The sequence below is a fragment of the Rhizobium bangladeshense genome (assembly GCF_001662075.1).
GTDB classification, from domain to species: domain Bacteria; phylum Pseudomonadota; class Alphaproteobacteria; order Rhizobiales; family Rhizobiaceae; genus Rhizobium; species Rhizobium bangladeshense_B.
Genome location: NZ_LYPL01000001.1, coordinates 215,462 through 232,430 on the forward strand (window position 1 = coordinate 215,462; position 16,969 = coordinate 232,430).

Sequence of the window (16,969 nt, forward strand, 5' to 3'; positions counted from 1 at the left end):
ACCGCCGACACTTCGGGTGCCGGCGGTGATGGATTGAAAGAGATTCAGATCGCCCCTGCCTTATATGTCGAGCAGCGCAAGACACCCGCTTACCGGGTTTGATCGTCGATCCCGGTCATGGTGACCATTGGCCGACGACCGCCGGCTGCTTGTCCGTCCAGGACGGCGGCAGGCCGATTTGAGAGGCGGCGAAATCCTTGACGCCAGGCGACCGGCCGAAGCGCTCGCAGGCGGGGTATTTCGGCCTTCCCCCGAGGCTCGACCTGATCTTCTGAGCAGACGGGAACTTGAGCAGTCCCTTATAAGGTGTCTTGCCGCTGACAAGCATCTTGGAGAAATCGCTGCCGAAGCTCGAGGCGAGTGAATAGGCATCCCCGACCTGCGACATGCGTGCGCTGGTGGTGATGGAATTGGCGCCTTTGGCCCAGACCATCGCGCCCACTTGCTTGCCGCCTCTGGTCGTCGCTTCGGCCTCGACGGCCAGGCCTCCGAGGCCAACCGGCAGCCGCGGCAAGGGAACCGGAACAACCAGGGACGCGCCGAGTGACGTCGCGGTCGATACGCCAGCCAGGGCAGCATTTGTCGGCACAATGCGGGTGACGGTGGCGTGAATGATGACGTCCGCGTTTTCCCTGCGGTCTACGACCTGAAAACGGTCGCTGACGCCCACACAAATAGCACGGCTGATGACGTTGGCTACGAGAGCCGCCTCCGAAGGCTTCCTGATGGAAGCCCCGGCGTTTGGGGAAACCGTGGCCGGCTCTATGTAGATTGTCTTGGCCGCGGCGAGATCGTCCGGTTCGATCTTGAGTTTCGCCTTGGTGATCTTGCCATTGTTCGACGACAGGCCTTCATAGGAAACCAACGTGTTCGCCTCTTCCAGCGGTACTGCGGCGCAGCCTGCGGCAACCGACAGCGCCAGCCAGGACACAAGGATCGAGGCGGCCGGACGGGAATGGCGGCGAATGACGGCCCGGCCTGCACGGGAATGTAACATTTCGTTCTCCTATCGTTGGAAGCTATGAGAATTGGCCCGCTATCGCGAGGATTGAGCGGATTCCGCGGCGGCGAGATCGGCAAAGACCGGTCGGTCTTTCCATAGCCTGCCGCTTGCCATCTCGGCGTAGCCGAGGTGGTAGACGGCGCGCATATAGTTGGTGTTGAAAGGATCGGTCATTCTGTAGGGGATTTGTCTATCGATCGCGGCGACCCGAAAGCGGATGCCGTTCTTCTGGGCATAGACGTAGGTTGCGACCAATGCGCTGCGCGTCTGTGACTTGATCAGAGCGGCACTCGCTCTGGCCATGACAGCTAGCGTGTTGTTTGTCGTCGTCGAAAACTCCGGCATGAGGGCGTTGTTGACGATGACATACATGTTCAGCTTGAGGCCCTTCGGCCACGCCGCCTGGCGCGGGCTCACCATCCAACCCTCGGGGATTGTCAGGATCTGGGATGATGAACCGCCATCCGAGTGCATCTCCTCAAATTCCTCGCCGCCTGCCTTGACCTTGATAAGCACGGCCGGAAAAATTCCGGGGATGCTCGCCGAGGCGATGATGACGTCCTGAAAGAGCTTCAGCGCACCGGGCCGGGCGCTGTCGGCGATGGCGCCCATGTTCCAGACAACCGGTCTCTGCGAATCGAGATTGGAGGTCAGAACGAGGAGGCGCCTGCCCTTACGGTGCTCGGCGGCGATTTTGTCCAGGATCTCCTGCGTAAGATGGCGTTCGACCATCCGACGCAGCGGCTCCTGCCTCAGCAGACTCGGACCAAGCAGCGCCTTTGGCAGAAAATCTGCGTCCACCAACTCCTTTGCGACCCCGCTTGTATAGAGATCGACAAGCGTGTCGTCATAGGCCTCGCCGAGGAACGCCAGAGGTGCGATCAGGGCGCCGGTGCTGACGCCGCTGACCATGTCGAATTTTGGGCGCTCTTTGCTGTCCGACCAAGCTTTGAGCACTCCGACGCTGAAGGCGCCTCCGGCTCCGCCGCCGGACAGGACCAGATAATTGACATCCTTGTGCCTCGGAATGGCAAACCAGGCGCGCGCATCAGGCGCCTGCCGGCCAGTGTCCGCATAGCTACGGATGTCGCCAAATCCTTCGATGCTGGCGTTGGCCGCCGCCTTCGGGCTGTAGCTGACCCGGTCAGGCGCCATGCAGCCTGCCAGAGGGGCGAGGATCAGGATGGCCATCAGTCGAATCAAGTTGTCGCCCTGTCTTCGGCCACGGTTCAAAGGAGCAGACCACCGCCAGCCGTAAGCGTCGCTCCGCGACCCCTTTCGGATCGCGTTTCTGATCGCATTAACAGGGATTCGCGATTGCCTTGGATTTTGACTTGTTAAGAGTTGTTATCGCCGCAGCTACGGTCGGCAGGCTCGCGCGGGACGCCAGCCAACGTGAAAACATTCTTTATCGGTTGCCATGGTTTCAAAGATGGTTGCGACATCGCCCGGCTGGATGCGTTGGGGCCTCCCAGCAACGTCGCCCGCAAGCTGGGGTTCTGCTAGCCCCGCGCCAGCGAAACTTCAGGCGTGAAGATATAACCGCCCAGACGTACCGTCTTGATAAAAGTCGGCTCCTTGTAGTCGGGCTCGATCTTTTGCCGGACACGGCTGACATGAACGTCGATACTGCGTTCGACCGGGCCGGCTGAACCTGCATGCGTGCGGGCAAGGATTTCCTGACGGTTCATGACCTGCCGCGGATTTTGGCAGAACACCAGCAAGACATCGAATTCTGCCGTCGTCAGCGACACATGAACGCCATCGCTGTCGGTCAGTTCGCGCGTGACGGGGTCGATGCGCCAACCGGCGAAGGTCATGGCTTCCTGAACGGGCTTGACTTGCATTGAATAGGAAGAGCGTCGCAAGAGCGCCCTGATCCTTGCCAAGAGTTCCCTCGAGTTGAAGGGTTTCGTGACGTAGTCGTCTGCACCGAGTTCAAGCCCGATCACCCGGTCGACTTCCTTCGTCAGTGCCGTCAGCATGAGGATCGGAACCGTGTTGGTCGATCTGATGCGCCGGCAAACGCTGAAGCCGTCCTCGCCCGGAAGCATGCCGTCGAGGACAATGAGCTGAAACTCCTTCTTCTTCAGAAGGCGGTCCATTTCCATCGCGGAGCCAACCGCTTCGGCGGCATAGCCCGCTTCCTTCATGAGGTCGATCAACATGCCGGCAATATCGCGGTCATCCTCGACGATCAGGATGCGGACCGAAGCCTGCATGGGTGAATTGACTGCGATATGACTCATATCCGGCGCCTGACTCTGGGAAAGCATCCGCTTCAGTTCCTATCTAACAGAAAAATGTTTTGCGCATCGTTTTATTGCATAGCTCGACCAGCGATTATAACTCCGTCGAGGAAGCGCCTGCCGCCACGCCCCGCAAGCAGCAGCCGGCCGGGAACTGACGTGACATATCGGCCCCCGCCGGCGCTTGGGCGCGCCTGAGGTCAGAATTTGTAGCCGACAAACATCATCACTGAAGGCTGAGTGTCCTTCTGAACCACCGGGCTATTTCGCGCGTCGCCGGTGAGGATTCCCAGTTCGGCCTGGCCGCGGATGAACCAGTGCTCGGATGCCAGATAGGTGACTGATGCGGTAAGGTCGATGCGCTTGAAGCCTGCGCCTGCATCGTAAACTTCAAGACCGGACCTTGCCGACTGGAAGGGGGTGACGCCGAAATAGGACTTCATGTAGCTCTTGTCCGCCCAGGTGGCCGATGCGCCGGCGGAGAGGATGAACTTGCCTACCATGTGGGAATATTCCGCACCGAATGTCCCCGTGACGCCATCGCTGCCGCCGATGATCTTGTCGATCCCGGCACTGAGCTCGATCGGTCCGAGTTCGTAGGATATCACACCACCGATTTTTGCACCGGAATCGATATCGCCCAGTCCCTTTAGATGATCGCTATCGTCTTCGTCCCGACCGAACTCCATGCCGCCCGTGGCGCTGATTTTGAAATTCTCGACCTTGTAGATATCGATCTCCAGGCCGGTAGGATCGACATGGACGTAATCGTTGAAAAAGCTTGCGGAAATGAAGGGGACAGGCATGGCCTCGAAATCTTTCGAGCCCTCGAATTTCGGGCCGTACACAGCTCCGGCTCCAATAACGACATTCCAGTCGTGAAGCTTGCCGCGAATACCACCGGGACGTTCGCTGGTTGGTGCAACCGGTTCGCCAGCGCCAAGTTCGCCCCGATCCGCCGCCCACGCCTCATTGCCTGCTGCTGAAAGGGGCATGAGCAGCGTCGGTAAAATCATCAAACCTATTTTCTTTTTCATAAAAGACAAAGTTCGCTCCTGGGTGTTTTTCCGAGGATTGCTGTCCTCGACGGGCAGCACCCTGCAGGCAAACCGTTTTGGGATGGATTTTGTCTTGTTAAGAGATGTTTCCGAGGCCGATAGCAGAACCGTAAGCTGGCGCTCCCAGAAGGGCGCACATCGCATGAGCTAGACCGAATTCGGCCCGATCAGTCTGGCGACGTGAAAAGAGGTGCCGGGATGACGCATCGGCCCCGGAAGAAACAACTCTTAATATAATGAAACGCACTTTCAGAATGAGATTCCTACTGTGCATGCGCGGCCTACGAAGAGGAATTAACTGATGACCGGGAAAAACCCCGCCCCTCACGTGCTTGTCTACATCCCGGACCAGCGCGGATCACATCTTGCCGGCGAAGTGCTGCGGAGCAGGGGCTTCGGCGTGAGGAGCGCAGGCACGCTACCGGAACTCAAGCACGCGCTGGAAGGTTTCCTTTGCAAAGTGATTGTCACCATTACTTCGAAGATCGGCGAGGTGCGGATCCTCTCCAATCTCCCTGTGGTCAACATTCAAGCCTTTGTGCTGCCCAACATCGACGCGGCGTCATCCGAACGGCCTGCGCTATTCGACAGGGCCGCTTTTCTCGAGCGGGTTCAGACGCTGGCGGAGTCGCATTAGGGGTCCGCGCGCATAACGTTAACAAAAAAACATCATTCCGGCTGACATTTGCTACCATCGCGACAGGGATCGCACCGCTTCGGGCTGTCTGCTGGTTGGCGAAGCGAGGCGAGCGGCGAATGAGGCCGGCAGCTATCGGCTGTTGCCGCGCCGATCAGAAAGGCTGACGATGCTGGCGCGTTTTTTTGCAGGTTCCATCCACCGGCAGATTGCCCTGCTTGCCGTTGCGCCCGTTGTTGTTTTCGCCATCCTCGGCATCATCAGCGAAAACCTGACGATCAAGGAGCCTGAAAGCGTCTCACAGGCGCGCGCCGTTGCCATGCGCATCGAGTTCGTCACCGACATGATCCGCTCCGCCGAAACCGCCGATCAAGAGGCCGCCGTTCTGGACGCTGCGAAAAGGACCGGACTTCAGGTCGAAGAGGTCTCCACAGCGGACCTGCAAGGCCCCGAACTCGAGGCGGAGGAAGGCGACTTTCGCTCCGAAATCCAAAAAAATCTTGCGCCGGGCATCGAAGCCCGGCTGCGTGCCCGGGGCGGCGACCGACAGCCGGTGCTGGTTGTTGGAATCGATCAGCGTCGCGCTCTGGCCTTCCTGCCACCGCCCGCCGTGCCCGACTCCCGCATAACCGATCGCGAGATCAGCGATTTGCTCGCAACCATGGCTATGTTCGTGCCGGTCGTTCTGTTGTCCCTCTACGGCAGCCGCATGATCGCCTCGCCGCTTCAACGATTTTCCGAGGCGGCGCGTGATCTCGATCCTGACAGAGGCCCGGAACGCCCCTTCGATGAAATCGGGCCGCCGGAAGTTCGCACACTCGCGAAGTCGTTAAATGACATGCGTAGCCGCGTTCGCGGGATGATCGAAGCGCGCACGCGCATGTTGCGCGCCATCAGCCATGATCTGAGAACACCGCTGACGCGTCTGCGCCTCCGGGCTGAACGTTCGACGGAACCGCCCCTGCGCGCCGCATTGCTGGCTGACATCGACGCCTTGGCGCTGATGGTCGATGAGACCTTAGTCTACCTCAGGAAGGACGCTTCGAAGGAAAACCAGCTGAGAGCCGACCTGCCGAGCCTTATAAACACCGTCTGCAACGATTTTGCCGATATGGGCTATTCAGTTTCCTACCAGGGACCTGATCGCTTCGCCTATCCATGCAGACCTCACGCGCTGAAACGCGCTATTGCCAATCTCATAGACAACGGCACCAAATTTGCTCGGCACGTGAATGTCGAACTGCATGTCAAACCAGATCGGGCCGTCAGCATCAGCGTCACAGACGACGGACCCGGCATCCCTGCGCCCTTCCAAACCGAGGTCCTGGAGCCGTTCTACAAACTGGATTCTGCGCGTAACGATCGTGGCGGATTCGGTTTGGGGCTCTCCATCGTGAAGGATATCGTCGAAAGCCATCTTGGAACACTGAAGTTGGAAAACGCCGCGCCGCGCGGATTGATCGCCGAAATCAACCTGCCCTCATCGGATTCGATATCAGGCTGACGGCGCGACGCTGTATGCATCCGGGGCGATCTTCGCATCAGGACTGAAGCGACATGCAACGGATTTGTCACTGGCGGGACAAACATGTATTCGAATTCCAATAGATCCTGTCATCACCCGCGCGCCGGCTGATCTGCCGCGCACCAACCGAACAAGATGTAAATGACCGAACATGCCATGACCTGGGGAATCGCCGGCCTCACTGCGATGGGGGTCGTTGTCCGCCCCTTTCGATGGCCGGAAGCGATCTGGGCCGTTTTCGGCGCCCTTCTCCTGCTCGCGTTCCGCCTCGTCGGCCCCCATGACGCACTCGCCGGCGTCGCCAAGGGTGGCGATGTCTACCTCTTTCTGATCGGCATGATGCTGCTGTCCGAACTGGCCCGGCGCGAGGGCCTGTTCGACTGGGTCGCAGCCATCGCGACAGCCTACGCCGAAGGATCGCCCCGGCGGCTTTTCGTGCTGGTCTATTTGGTCGGCGTGGTGGTTACGGTCTTTCTTTCCAATGATGCGACGGCCGTGGTGCTGACGCCGGCCGTCTATGCCGCCTGCCGGACGGCGCGGGTGAAGGACCCGATGCCCTATCTTCTGATCTGCGCCTTCATTGCCAACGCCGCAAGCTTCGTTCTGCCGATCTCCAATCCCGCCAATCTGGTGATTTTTGCCGGCGGCGACATGCCGCCCTTATCGCGCTGGCTGTCGACATTCATGCTGCCGTCGATCGTTTCGATCGCCGCCACTTTCGTCTGCCTCTATTGGACGCAGCGGCGCGCTCTGGCGGAAGACACGCTTGCGGCAAGCCCACAGCGCCCGCCACTCTCCCGCAGCGCCTGCCTGGCTGGATTGGGCATCCTTTTGACGGCGATCGTTCTTGTCGCAGCGTCGGCCATGCATGTCGACCTCGGCGTACCGACCTTTGTTGCCGGCATCATCACCACCGCAATCGTGCTCCTGCTGACGCGCGAAAGCCCGGCGGAGACCTTCAAGGGCATCAGCTGGAGCGTTCTGCCGCTGGTGGCGGGCCTCTTCGTCATCGTCGAGTCCCTCGGTCGCACCGGCCTGACGGGCCTTCTCTCCGCCGAGCTCGCTTCGCTTGCCGCAGCCTCGCAGTCTCAGGCGATCGGCATTACGGGCCTGCTCGTCGGCGTGATCTGCAACCTCGTCAACAATCTTCCGGCAGGCCTGCTGGCCGGAAGCGTGGTGCAGGCGGCCGGCGTCTCCGACAAAATCGCCGGCGCGGTGCTCATCGGGGTCGATCTTGGCCCCAACCTGTCGGTGACGGGGTCGCTGGCGACGATCTTGTGGTTGTCTGCACTCCGCCGCGAGGGCCTGCACATCGGCGCCTGGACGTTTCTGAAGATCGGAACCGTCGTCATGTTCCCCGCGCTCATTCTGTCTCTGGCGTCGCTCTTTCTGTTTTGAGGCGGTTGCAGGCGCTCGTTATTGCCAATGTGGGTCATTTGCGACGCGACATGACAAACGGATCGACCGCGATCTTGCCTCCACCGAACACGACCAGTGCCAGCGCCATTGCTGCCCAGGGCAAGTGAAAGTTGGCCCAGCCGTCCGGGATGGTGAGCTGGATAATCGCCGTCATCAACAGCAGACCGAGAGCTGCGAAGCGTGTGGTAAGGCCGAGGATCAACAGAATTGGCAGAATCAGTTCTGCGATTCCGGCTGCAGTCGCCATCGTCAGAGGAAAGGGGTAGGGAATTTCCCTGCCGAAGACATGGAGCTTGAACTCCTGCTCGAAGAGATATTTTGCACCCGATGAAAGCGTCAGGAAGCCGTCCCATTTTGTCAGCCCTGACTTAAAGAAGGGAATAGCAAGCGCAAACCGCAGTCCCAGTAGCGGCAGCGATTGGGGAACGGATGCGAGCAGGCCGTCGGCGCGAGTGATAAGGGAGGCAGCAGCAAAGCCGTCGGAAGGGGCCAATTCGTTTTTCATATGTCGTTTCCTTTATCCTGTTGAATGGCGCTAAACGCGCCGAGACCGGCAAGACCGACGAGCGCCGTTCCGAAATCGAAACCGGGGGCAGCAGCAAATGCCGCCTCTGCCGCCTCGCCAAGGGTGGCGGCGTTGAACAAGGAGGCTGCAAAGACGGCATCCTGCGGCGGTAGGACATGAACGTTGACGGACAGATCTGGCCGGGCGACCAAGACCGATTGCCCGCGCCAATCGGAAACCGGCGAAACCACCTCCTGCTGATGCGCGCTCCAGATCGAACCAACCGGAAATCTCGATTGGATCAGGTGCGCTGAAGGGTGTCGGACGAGCCGCAAGTCCGAAAGTATCTCGGGCGCGACGGCTCTGAGTGCCGCAATATCGAGAGGCACGCATTCGGCGGCATGGTAAGCGGCCGTCCAGGCAGCTTCGAGCCGGGCCACATCGGGCAGATAAGCAAGCGCCCTTGCGGGCTCGAAAAATGCAACGAAGTCCGGAAAGTCGTCGCCATATTCCATGATCAGCGGCGAGGCCGGCTTGTGATCCTGGGCGTAGGCCCGCGCCATGGCCACGAAGAATCCCGGGCCAACGAGACTCTCCGTTACGGGAAAGCGTTGCGCCAGCGCCTTTGTCAGCCCGACGAACACATTGTTGCGGTATACGGCAAATCGCGCCGCGTCGGGCTTGCCGCGGGTGCCGATGATGCCGTCCGGCACTGGCCGGTCGGCCCGCAGCAACGCATCGGCGAAGGCGGTTTGGCTGGTGGCGAAATCCATCGTCACGCCGCCCGAGGCCGGCGCCCGCTACGACGAAACGTTTCGGCGGCGAGCACAGCATCCGCGCGTTTCGCCTCTGAATACAGCGTGGCGAAATCCGGAACATTGTTGTCCCATTCAATCAGCGTCGGGAGTGCCCCGGTGCGGGCGAGAGTATGCTTGTAGAGCGTCATCACGTCGCTCTTCACCTCCGTCGCGTGCGCATCAATCAGCAGCCGCTCGCCGGCGGCGTCGACTGTTTCGTCGTAACCGGCAAGGTGAATCTCGCCTACTAGCTCGGCCGGAAAGCGATCAATGTAGGTGGCAGCATCGAGCCGGTGGTTCACAGCCGATACCATCACATTGTTGACGTCGAGCAAAAGGCCGCAGCCCGTTCGCTGCGCGATCGTCGCCAGAAAATCCACTTCGTCGATCGTACTGTCGGCGAACAGTACATAGGTGGCAGGGTTTTCTAGCAGCATTTGTCGCCCTAACGCCTGTTGTGTTTCATCGACATGGTCAACGACGCACAGCAGCGTTTCTTCCGTGTAGGGTAACGGCAACAAATCGTTGAGAAATCCCGTTTCATGCGTCGACCAGGCCAGATGTTCGGAAAAACTCTGCGGCCGGTAGCGGTCAATCAAGCTACGAAGCCGCTTCAGATGCGCCTTGTCGAGCCCACGCGCCGCGCCGATCGATAGGCCGACGCCATGCAGCGAAAGCGGGTAGTGTTCGGTAATGGCTTCAAGATAGCGATGCGGCGGCCCGCCTGCGCCCATGTAATTCTCGGCGTGCACCTCAAAGAAACCGACATCGGGCAGATCCGCCAGAATAACGTCGTAATGCTCGGGTTTGAGGCCGAGGCCGGCTCTCGCAGGCAAGAGGACGGATCCGGTTGTTGAAGCGGTCATTGCAGTTCTCCCGGTTTTAGCAGAAAGAGCGGAGGCCCGGGCGTCGGGCCTCCGCTCATGATCAGCCTTTGGTCGGCTCGAGCTTACCCATGTGCCCCTCGACATTCATGCTGGTGCAAGTGCCGGCTGGGACGGCCTTCCACGCGTTACCCTGATAATCCATCGTGGATGTACCTGCGCAGGTCGTCCCGGCACCGGCGGCGCAATCATTCTGCCCCTTGAGGGCGATGCCATAGCATTTCTCTTGGCCTACCATTTTCTCCGCCGACAGCGGCGCTGCGAAGGCAGCGGATGAAATCGCAGTGGCGAGCGAGCCTGCCAGGGCGAGGGTGAGAGTGGAACGGTTCATAGACGGTCTCCTCTTGCAAACGTCCGCGGACCGGTCATCGGCCGCGTAATGCTTCTTTCGATCTGACAACCCCGGTTGTTACAGGCTTTGCGAACACGAATTAGTGATCAGCGTTCTGGGCACCTGCGGTACCGCTGCACTCACGCCATTTGCCTGCAAGGTCGGAAGATGATTGCTGAGGTCTTCATCTGGGCAGCTCGATTTCGCCTGGAAATGACGACGAGACCCTGTCGTGTAATGGATGGCGTGCGAGCGGCCCAGTCGACGGCGACGATCTCCGCCGACGGAAGGGCCTTCGCAGTTTCGATTCCGAACAGGCCCGGACCTGCGGCAATGTCCAAAACCTTTTAGAAAGACTTCCCCCAGCAGGAGATTTCTCCAGCCAGCATTTTGGCGCTGAGTCCCGTAAAAGAGCCCATGCCGCGCGCAAACATTCAACCACTTCGGGCGCAATCGTCCGGACTAGATTCCGCGCCGACTGCCGCGGCTTTAGCCTTTTCAGGCGAGTGATCTATCACAAGAGGCAAGCTGACACCTCGGTCAATGCGGTGCATCTTGGTCGATGTTGCAACTTTACCAGGGAGAAACGTGGTGACATCTAGCAAACTAGCTCTCGCTCTCGGCATCGCGATGGCACTTGCCGTTGGAGGCGCCGCTTATGCGGGTGATTATTGCCCACCAGAAGAGACCGCCAAGGGCAATAATGGCTATGGCCAGGAGAAACGGGGTCTCAGCGACGGCACCAACGCCGGAAGCGATAACGGTGCTACAGCCGCGGAGAAATCAGCAAGCATAGTGCGATAATCGCCGGTCAAATCCAATCTATGCGGCGGCACTCGCACTGCCGCCGTTTTGCTGTTCGGAACGGGTACACGCAAAGCCTCTAATCAGATCGCAATCCCGCCAGTCATCACAACATCAATGACAACGGCGGCTTCTACCGCGCTTTCTTTTACACCGTGTTCACCTGGAAAAATCGGGCCATGCAGCGTGGCTGAAGCGACCAATTAAAGGCTTGTCGAATTGTCCGCTGATTTTGGATAAAAGCGGCCAGTCACTGGCTCTTGCCGTGACTTTTGTCTATTCGCTGGTTTTATTATCCTCAGTCAGCGTCGCCTACACTTCGGTTTTAAATGTCGACCTCTTTGCGTTCAGAGTCATTGCAGAATAGATGCCGTAGCTACAGTGTGGAAGATCTCATGGCGGACGTCTCCTTTGCCGCAGCTCTCCGCGAATCCGCCTTTGAATTACTGGCAATCCATCGCAGAGCGCCGAGAATAGTGCGTTATGTGGCCGATCTGCAGAAGTGGCTGCTCAGCCAAGCGGCGTTGGCATTGCATTTTGAGCGGAAACTCGACCTGTCCAGCCCGCCATTGACCGCGTCCAACCTTGCAAAGTTTCTGGTTGAGAACCGCATCGCCAGCCATAACACCGCAGTCTCACATCTGAAAGAGATGGCGTATTACAAATTGTTCGAGCCAGTGGAGACGGCAGATCGGCGCGCCAACCCGTTGCAGGCAACCGCCTATGCCGAAACCTTAATTCGGCAATGGTTCGAAGGGCATCTTCGCTCCCTGGACGGCATGGACGCGGGAGATCGCTATCGGCGGTCCGAGGCGGATGAGACAATTCTGTATCGCGCTCAGCCCCGTATCGCACGCCGGCTGTTTCACCATCCTGATTGGTATCGTCCTCCCGAAAGCATTGCGCTGTTCGTGAGATCCGAATCTGGAAGCAATGTGTTGCATGACCTTATGGCGCGTGTGCCACTGGCACCGTTCTTGGAACAGCGCACCTGGGTGGGCGACGTTTCCGCACGACTGACCGCGGCCGAATTTGTAATTTCCCGCAGCCACGCCGGCAGATTGCTTGCGGCCGCGCAAAAGCAAGGATTGCTAGGGTGGGAGACCTCCCAAAAAAGCGGAGATTGTTGGATTTCGGCCAAATTCGTGCTCGACTACAGACGGTGGCAGGCCGCGAAATTCTCCGTCATCTCCGAGGTTATGGCGAACATTGAGTAGAGGCTCGGGTGGCGCTTCCGCGGGAAATACGGAATCGATGCAGAGAGCGCGGCCGCGCCTGTTTCCGCTCTTTCGTTGGACAGGCCGCTTAGAGCGGTCGGCCTCGAGGTGATTTGAGCCGACGGACACGCCCATAAGTGAAGCCCTCGAAACAATGGATCTTTTCGAGATGGTGCATTTGAGGCTGGTTTAGGAGGCAGTGTGGTGCCCAGGACCGGAATCGAACCAGTGACACGCGGATTTTCAATCCGCTGCTCTACCAACTGAGCTACCTGGGCTAACCTGCTTCCGATGGTGCTTTTTTGAAAAAGAACCGTGGAGCCTTGGTTCGCCCCGGAAGCGAGCGGGGTTATAGCATCTTGTTCGCTCATGGCAAGCGTCAAATGACTCTTTTTTGACGGTCTTGCCGGATTTGCCGATTCATGAGGAAAAATAAGAGCTTCGCCGATGGATTTCCCTAGTTTTCCTCGTCGGGATAATCAGCCTTCGTCTCGTCATCGGCCACCGGAATGGCATAGGAGCCGGTCAGCCACCGGGAGAGATCGACCTCGCGGCAGCGGTTGGAGCAGAAGGGATAATGTTCGCGATTCGACGGCTTGCCGCATTCTGGGCAAGGGCGAGTCTTGCGCAGCGGTTCGATCTTGGCGGCGGCTTTGCTGTCTTCGGGCATGATCGGTTCGTCCTATGGCGTCGGCCGCGAGCTCAGGCCTCGGGCCACCGGCTGTGCACATCGAAGCCTTCGCCGGTCAGAAGCACAATGGTTTCATAAAGCGGCAGGCCGACGACATTGGTGTAGGAGCCCACCATCTTCTGCACGAAGGTGCCGGCGAGGCCCTGGATGCCGTAGGCGCCCGCCTTGCCGCGCCACTGGCCCGACGCCAGGTAGTTTTCGATCTCGAAACCGGAGAGGCGCTTGAAGCGGACCTTGGTCTCGACGATCTTCTGGCGGATCTTGCGATCCGGCGTCACCAGGCAAACGCCGGTATAAACGAGATGGTTGCGCCCCGACAAAAGATGCAGCGAACTCAACGCCTCGTCGGCAAACTCGGCCTTGCCGAGAATGCGCCGGCCAACGGCGACCACCGTGTCGGCGGAGAGGATATAGCTGCCCTTCCAGGTGATATCGCCCTTGATGGCGGCAAGGGCGGCTTCCGCCTTCTCGGCCGAAAGCCTGCGGGCGAGCGAGCGCGGGTGCTCCGACTTCTTCGGCGTCTCGTCGATATCCATCGGCATCAGGCGCGAAGGCTCGATGCCTGCCTGGTTGAGCAAGTCAACGCGACGTGGCGAGCCCGAAGCGAGAATGAGCTTATATTTCAGCGCCATGGAACCTCGACCATCGGCAGACGGGAGAAAACCCTTGCAGAACCTTGGGCAAGCTTACTTGAAACGGTAGGTGATGCGGCCCTTGGTCAGATCGTAGGGCGTCATTTCCACAAGCACCTTGTCGCCGGCGAGAACGCGGATGCGGTTCTTGCGCATGCGGCCGGCGGTATGGGCGATGATCTCGTGTTCGTTTTCAAGCTTCACGCGAAACGTCGCATTCGGCAGAAGTTCGGTGACGATTCCCGGGAATTCGAGGACTTCTTCTTTCGGCATATAGTGGTTTTCTTCCTGTGGGTTGAAGAGGCAGCGCAGCGCGCGCCTTGAAAATTTGCGCGGAAACTACACAATCAAGGCGGGTTTGTGAACCTTGTTGATCGGGCTTTCCGTCATTTGTTTTCACGCCGATTGCGCGGCAATGCCTTTTCTTTTCAGCAGCCGGCTTTCGATGAGGCCGGCCAGGTGATTGCGGACCTCGCGATAGCTCTCGAGAATCTGCTCGCGCGTTCCGCTGACAACCGTCGGATCCATGGTCGGCCAGTAGACGACGTCGATTGCATTCGAGCGCGTCAGCTCCAGCGCGGCGTGATGGGCCTGCGGCGACAGCGTGATGATCAGATCGAAATAATCGTCCTCGAGCTCTTCCAGCGTCTGCGGCTGGCGGCGCCCAAGGGAAAGCCCGATCTCCTCGAGCACGACATCGACGAAAGGATCGCGCTCGCCGGCGCGAACGCCGGCCGACCTTATATAGGTATTGGACGGCAGAATGCTACGGGCAATGATTTCCGCCATCGGCGAGCGGATGGCGTTCAGCCCGCACATGAAGAGGATGGCGCCCGGCCTCTTTCCCTCCTCGACGTCGGCGGCGAGCTCCATTGCCGTCATCCCCGCCAGTAGAGCACGCAGACCAGCGTGAACAGCCGCCGGGCGGTGTCGAAATCGATCTCGATCTTGCCCGTCAGCCTGTCCTTCAGCGTCTGCGACCCCTCGTTGTGGATGCCGCGCCGGCCCATATCGATTGCCTCGATGCGACTTGGTGTGGCCGAACGGATCGCTTCATAATAGCTCTCGCAGATCATGAAATAATCCTTGACGATCCGCCGGAAGGGCGTGAGCGACAGGATATGGGTGGCGACATTGCCGCCATCTTCCGTGGTGATGGCGAAGACCAGCTTCGAATCGACCAGCGAGATGTTCAGCCGGTAAGGCCCGCCGGCATGGCCGATCGGCGCAAATCTGTTCTCCTCGATCAGGTCGAAGATGGCGACGGCGCGTTCATGCTCGACATCAGGCGTCGAACGGCCGATCGTATCGTCCAGGACGACGTCGCAAAGCCGGAAATCGCCCGCCGCCATGCCCTCACCTTTCGAGGTTGAGGCGGATCGCAACCGATCGCGCATGGGCGTCGAGACCTTCGCAGACCGCCAGCGCGATCGCCGCCGGGCCGAGGGTGCGCAGTTCACCCGGCCCGAGGCGCAGGATCGAGGTGCGCTTGACGAAATCGAGCACCGAAAGACCGGAGGAGAAGCGCGCCGAACGCGCCGTCGGCAGCACATGGTTCGAACCGCCGACATAATCGCCGATCACTTCGGGCGTATGGGCACCGATGAAGATCGCGCCGGCATTGCGGATGCCGTCGAGCAGGCGGTCCGGATCGGCGACGGCAAGCTCGAGATGCTCGGCGGCGATGCGGTTTGCGAGCGGAATGGCCTGCTTCAGATCGGCAACCAGGATGACGGCGCCGAAATCGCGCCAGCTGGCCGCCGCCGTCTCCGCACGGTTCAGCGTCTTCAGCTGCCGTTCGACCGCCTTCTCCACCGCCTTGCCGAATTCGACATCATCGGTGATCAGGATCGCCTGGGCGCTGGCATCGTGCTCTGCCTGGGCCAAAAGATCGGCGGCGATCCAATCGGGATTGTTGTCCTTGTCGGCAATGACCAGCACCTCGGAAGGGCCGGCGATCATATCGATGCCGACTGTGCCGAAGACGTGGCGCTTGGCGGCGGCGACATAGGCGTTGCCGGGACCGGTGATCTTGGCGACCGGAGCGATCGTCTCGGTGCCATAGGCGAGAGCGGCGATCGCCTGGGCGCCGCCGATGCGGTAGATCTCGGTCACGCCGGCAAGCCTGGCGGCGGCGAGCACCGCCCGATTGACCGCGCCGCCGGTGGCCGGAACGGCGATGACGATACGGTCGACGCCGGCCACCTTGGCCGGCACGGCATTCATCAGCACCGAGCTCGGATAGCTCGCGGTGCCGCCCGGGACGTAGAGCCCGACCGCCTCGATCGCCGTCCAGCGCGAGCCGAGACGGACGCCGAGATCGTCCTCGTAGATATCGTCCTTCGGCAGCTGCCGGCGATGATGGGATTCGATGCGCAACGCCGCGAGCTTCAGCGCGCCCAGCACTTCCGACGGCACCGCCTCGACGGCGGCGTCGATCTCTTCGGGTGTGACGCGCATCGGCACGGCGGCGAAATCGATGCCGTCGAATTTCAGCGAATATTCGGCAAGCGCCACATCGCCGCGGGCCCTGACGTCATCGATAATGGCGCGCGCAACGGCGTTCACATCCTCGGAGACTTCGCGCTTCGTCGTCAGGAAAGCGGCGAAATGCTGCTCGAACCCTTGCGATGCCTGATCCAGCCAGATTGCCAAAGCCGATATTCCTTCTCAACTCGAAACCGCAAATTCAAACGTCTGGCGCCGTTCAGGGGTGGCGCGGCTTGGAAGCCGCCTGCCATGCGCCGCCGATATCGGCCATCTGGGCCTCGATGCATTCGACATCGAGCGCAATCGAGGCGTTGCCCGACAGCGCCAGCTCGACCGTGCCATCCGGCCCCTCGCCCTTCTTCTCGAAGCGCAACGCCAGGAGCGACAGCACTTCATCTCGCTCGCCACGGTCGATGCCGAGCGAACGGACGGCCAGCACCCGCTTGAAGACCAAGGCAGCGCGGCGGCGCTCGAAACCTCTGCGCTTGCGCACGGCACTTTCCCAGACGAAGCGATTGGCGGCAAGCGCGAACTGGGCACCGCGCGGCGACCAGTCGATGTCGCCGACCTTGAAGACGCTATCCTGCATATGCGCGGAAATGATCGCGAGGTCCTCGTCATCGAGCGCAACAAGCTTCAGGTCGGTCATTCAGTCTGATCCCAGCAGGCACCGCCGGAATGGCGATGCGTCAGACAAGGGAAATAGGATGCTGCGACGGATTACGCA

Annotated in this window: 19 protein-coding genes, 1 tRNA gene and 1 pseudogene; 4 read left to right on the forward strand and 17 right to left on the reverse strand. The window is 60.0% G+C overall.

Translation table 11 applies throughout. From position 1 onward, the window contains the following. Positions 1–115 precede the first annotated feature (115 nt). The 4 genes from A7X77_RS01025 to A7X77_RS01040 all read right to left on the reverse strand — a co-directional run bounded on the left by A7X77_RS01025 (position 116) and on the right by A7X77_RS01040 (position 4,289). Positions 116–997 (reverse strand): DUF3313 domain-containing protein, encoded by an 882-nt coding sequence (locus A7X77_RS01025; RefSeq protein ID WP_064681185.1) that lies wholly within the window; start codon positions 995–997, stop codon positions 116–118. Positions 998–1,036: 39 nt separating this feature from the next. Beyond that, on the reverse strand, positions 1,037–2,194 hold the full coding sequence (locus A7X77_RS01030) for a patatin-like phospholipase family protein (protein ID WP_064681186.1): 1,158 nt from the start codon (positions 2,192–2,194) through the stop codon (positions 1,037–1,039). Positions 2,195–2,505: 311 nt separating this feature from the next. Beyond that, positions 2,506–3,252, reverse strand: coding sequence for a response regulator (locus tag A7X77_RS01035; protein WP_064681670.1), 747 nt, complete (start codon positions 3,250–3,252; stop codon positions 2,506–2,508). 200 nt (positions 3,253–3,452) lie between these two features. Then, positions 3,453–4,289 (reverse strand): MipA/OmpV family protein, encoded by an 837-nt coding sequence (locus A7X77_RS01040; protein WP_245293700.1) that lies wholly within the window; start codon positions 4,287–4,289, stop codon positions 3,453–3,455. Between the two features lie 322 nt (positions 4,290–4,611). Between A7X77_RS01040 and A7X77_RS01045 the strand changes: the two genes are divergently transcribed. The 3 genes from A7X77_RS01045 to A7X77_RS01055 all read left to right on the forward strand — a co-directional run bounded on the left by A7X77_RS01045 (position 4,612) and on the right by A7X77_RS01055 (position 7,870). Further along, positions 4,612–4,947, forward strand: coding sequence for a hypothetical protein (locus tag A7X77_RS01045; protein WP_156668064.1), 336 nt, complete (start codon positions 4,612–4,614; stop codon positions 4,945–4,947). Positions 4,948–5,116: 169 nt separating this feature from the next. Next, entirely contained in the window at positions 5,117–6,451 is a 1,335-nt protein-coding gene (locus A7X77_RS01050; protein ID WP_064681188.1) for an ATP-binding protein, read from the forward strand. 162 nt (positions 6,452–6,613) lie between these two features. After that, positions 6,614–7,870: an arsenic transporter gene (locus A7X77_RS01055; RefSeq protein WP_064681189.1), complete on the forward strand. Its 1,257-nt coding sequence runs from the start codon at positions 6,614–6,616 to the stop codon at positions 7,868–7,870. 34 nt (positions 7,871–7,904) lie between these two features. On the opposite strand, the gene A7X77_RS01060 is transcribed toward A7X77_RS01055, so the two are convergent. The 5 genes and pseudogenes from A7X77_RS01060 to A7X77_RS31850 form a co-directional block, all read right to left on the reverse strand. Beyond that, positions 7,905–8,396, reverse strand: coding sequence for a DoxX family protein (locus A7X77_RS01060; RefSeq protein ID WP_156668065.1), 492 nt, complete (start codon positions 8,394–8,396; stop codon positions 7,905–7,907). Continuing rightward, complete coding sequence (locus A7X77_RS01065; RefSeq protein WP_064681190.1) at positions 8,393–9,169, reverse strand: HvfC/BufC N-terminal domain-containing protein; 777 nt, start codon at positions 9,167–9,169, stop codon at positions 8,393–8,395. Before A7X77_RS01065 ends, A7X77_RS01060 begins: the two co-directional genes overlap by 4 nt. Before the next feature lie 2 nt (positions 9,170–9,171). Next, positions 9,172–10,059, reverse strand: coding sequence for an MNIO family bufferin maturase (gene bufB / locus A7X77_RS01070; RefSeq protein ID WP_064681191.1), 888 nt, complete (start codon positions 10,057–10,059; stop codon positions 9,172–9,174). A 61-nt stretch (positions 10,060–10,120) separates the two neighbouring features. Beyond that, a complete protein-coding gene (locus A7X77_RS01075) occupies positions 10,121–10,408 on the reverse strand; it encodes a BufA1 family periplasmic bufferin-type metallophore (RefSeq protein WP_064681192.1) in 288 nt (95 codons plus the stop codon). A gap of 251 nt (positions 10,409–10,659) precedes the next feature. Further along, positions 10,660–10,839 (reverse strand): annotated as a pseudogene (locus A7X77_RS31850) (SAM-dependent methyltransferase); the annotation flags it as partial. A 768-nt stretch (positions 10,840–11,607) separates the two neighbouring features. Between A7X77_RS31850 and A7X77_RS01085 the strand changes: the two are divergent. Continuing rightward, complete coding sequence (locus A7X77_RS01085; protein WP_064681194.1) at positions 11,608–12,429, forward strand: hypothetical protein; 822 nt, start codon at positions 11,608–11,610, stop codon at positions 12,427–12,429. A gap of 202 nt (positions 12,430–12,631) precedes the next feature. Here the strand turns inward: A7X77_RS01085 and A7X77_RS01090 are convergent. The 8 genes from A7X77_RS01090 to A7X77_RS01125 form a co-directional block, all read right to left on the reverse strand. Beyond that, positions 12,632–12,707: transfer RNA gene (locus A7X77_RS01090), tRNA-Phe, on the reverse strand. A gap of 179 nt (positions 12,708–12,886) precedes the next feature. Then, complete coding sequence (gene yacG / locus A7X77_RS01095) at positions 12,887–13,099, reverse strand: DNA gyrase inhibitor YacG (protein WP_064681195.1); 213 nt, start codon at positions 13,097–13,099, stop codon at positions 12,887–12,889. A 32-nt stretch (positions 13,100–13,131) separates the two neighbouring features. Beyond that, positions 13,132–13,752 (reverse strand): Maf-like protein, encoded by a 621-nt coding sequence (locus tag A7X77_RS01100; protein WP_012482617.1) that lies wholly within the window; start codon positions 13,750–13,752, stop codon positions 13,132–13,134. Between the two features lie 54 nt (positions 13,753–13,806). Beyond that, on the reverse strand, positions 13,807–14,025 hold the full coding sequence (gene infA, locus A7X77_RS01105) for a translation initiation factor IF-1 (RefSeq protein WP_003545338.1): 219 nt from the start codon (positions 14,023–14,025) through the stop codon (positions 13,807–13,809). Between the two features lie 123 nt (positions 14,026–14,148). Beyond that, positions 14,149–14,634: a low molecular weight phosphatase family protein gene (locus A7X77_RS01110; RefSeq protein WP_170964841.1), complete on the reverse strand. Its 486-nt coding sequence runs from the start codon at positions 14,632–14,634 to the stop codon at positions 14,149–14,151. Further along, the gene (locus tag A7X77_RS01115; protein WP_064681197.1) at positions 14,631–15,104 is read right to left on the reverse strand and encodes a UPF0262 family protein; all 474 of its coding nucleotides are present in this window, start codon (positions 15,102–15,104) and stop codon (positions 14,631–14,633) included. Before A7X77_RS01115 ends, A7X77_RS01110 begins: the two co-directional genes overlap by 4 nt. A gap of 4 nt (positions 15,105–15,108) precedes the next feature. Beyond that, on the reverse strand, positions 15,109–16,407 hold the full coding sequence (hisD, locus tag A7X77_RS01120) for a histidinol dehydrogenase (protein ID WP_064681198.1): 1,299 nt from the start codon (positions 16,405–16,407) through the stop codon (positions 15,109–15,111). Between the two features lie 52 nt (positions 16,408–16,459). Beyond that, a complete protein-coding gene (locus A7X77_RS01125; protein ID WP_064681199.1) occupies positions 16,460–16,891 on the reverse strand; it encodes a DUF2948 family protein in 432 nt (143 codons plus the stop codon). Positions 16,892–16,969: the final 78 nt, after the last annotated feature.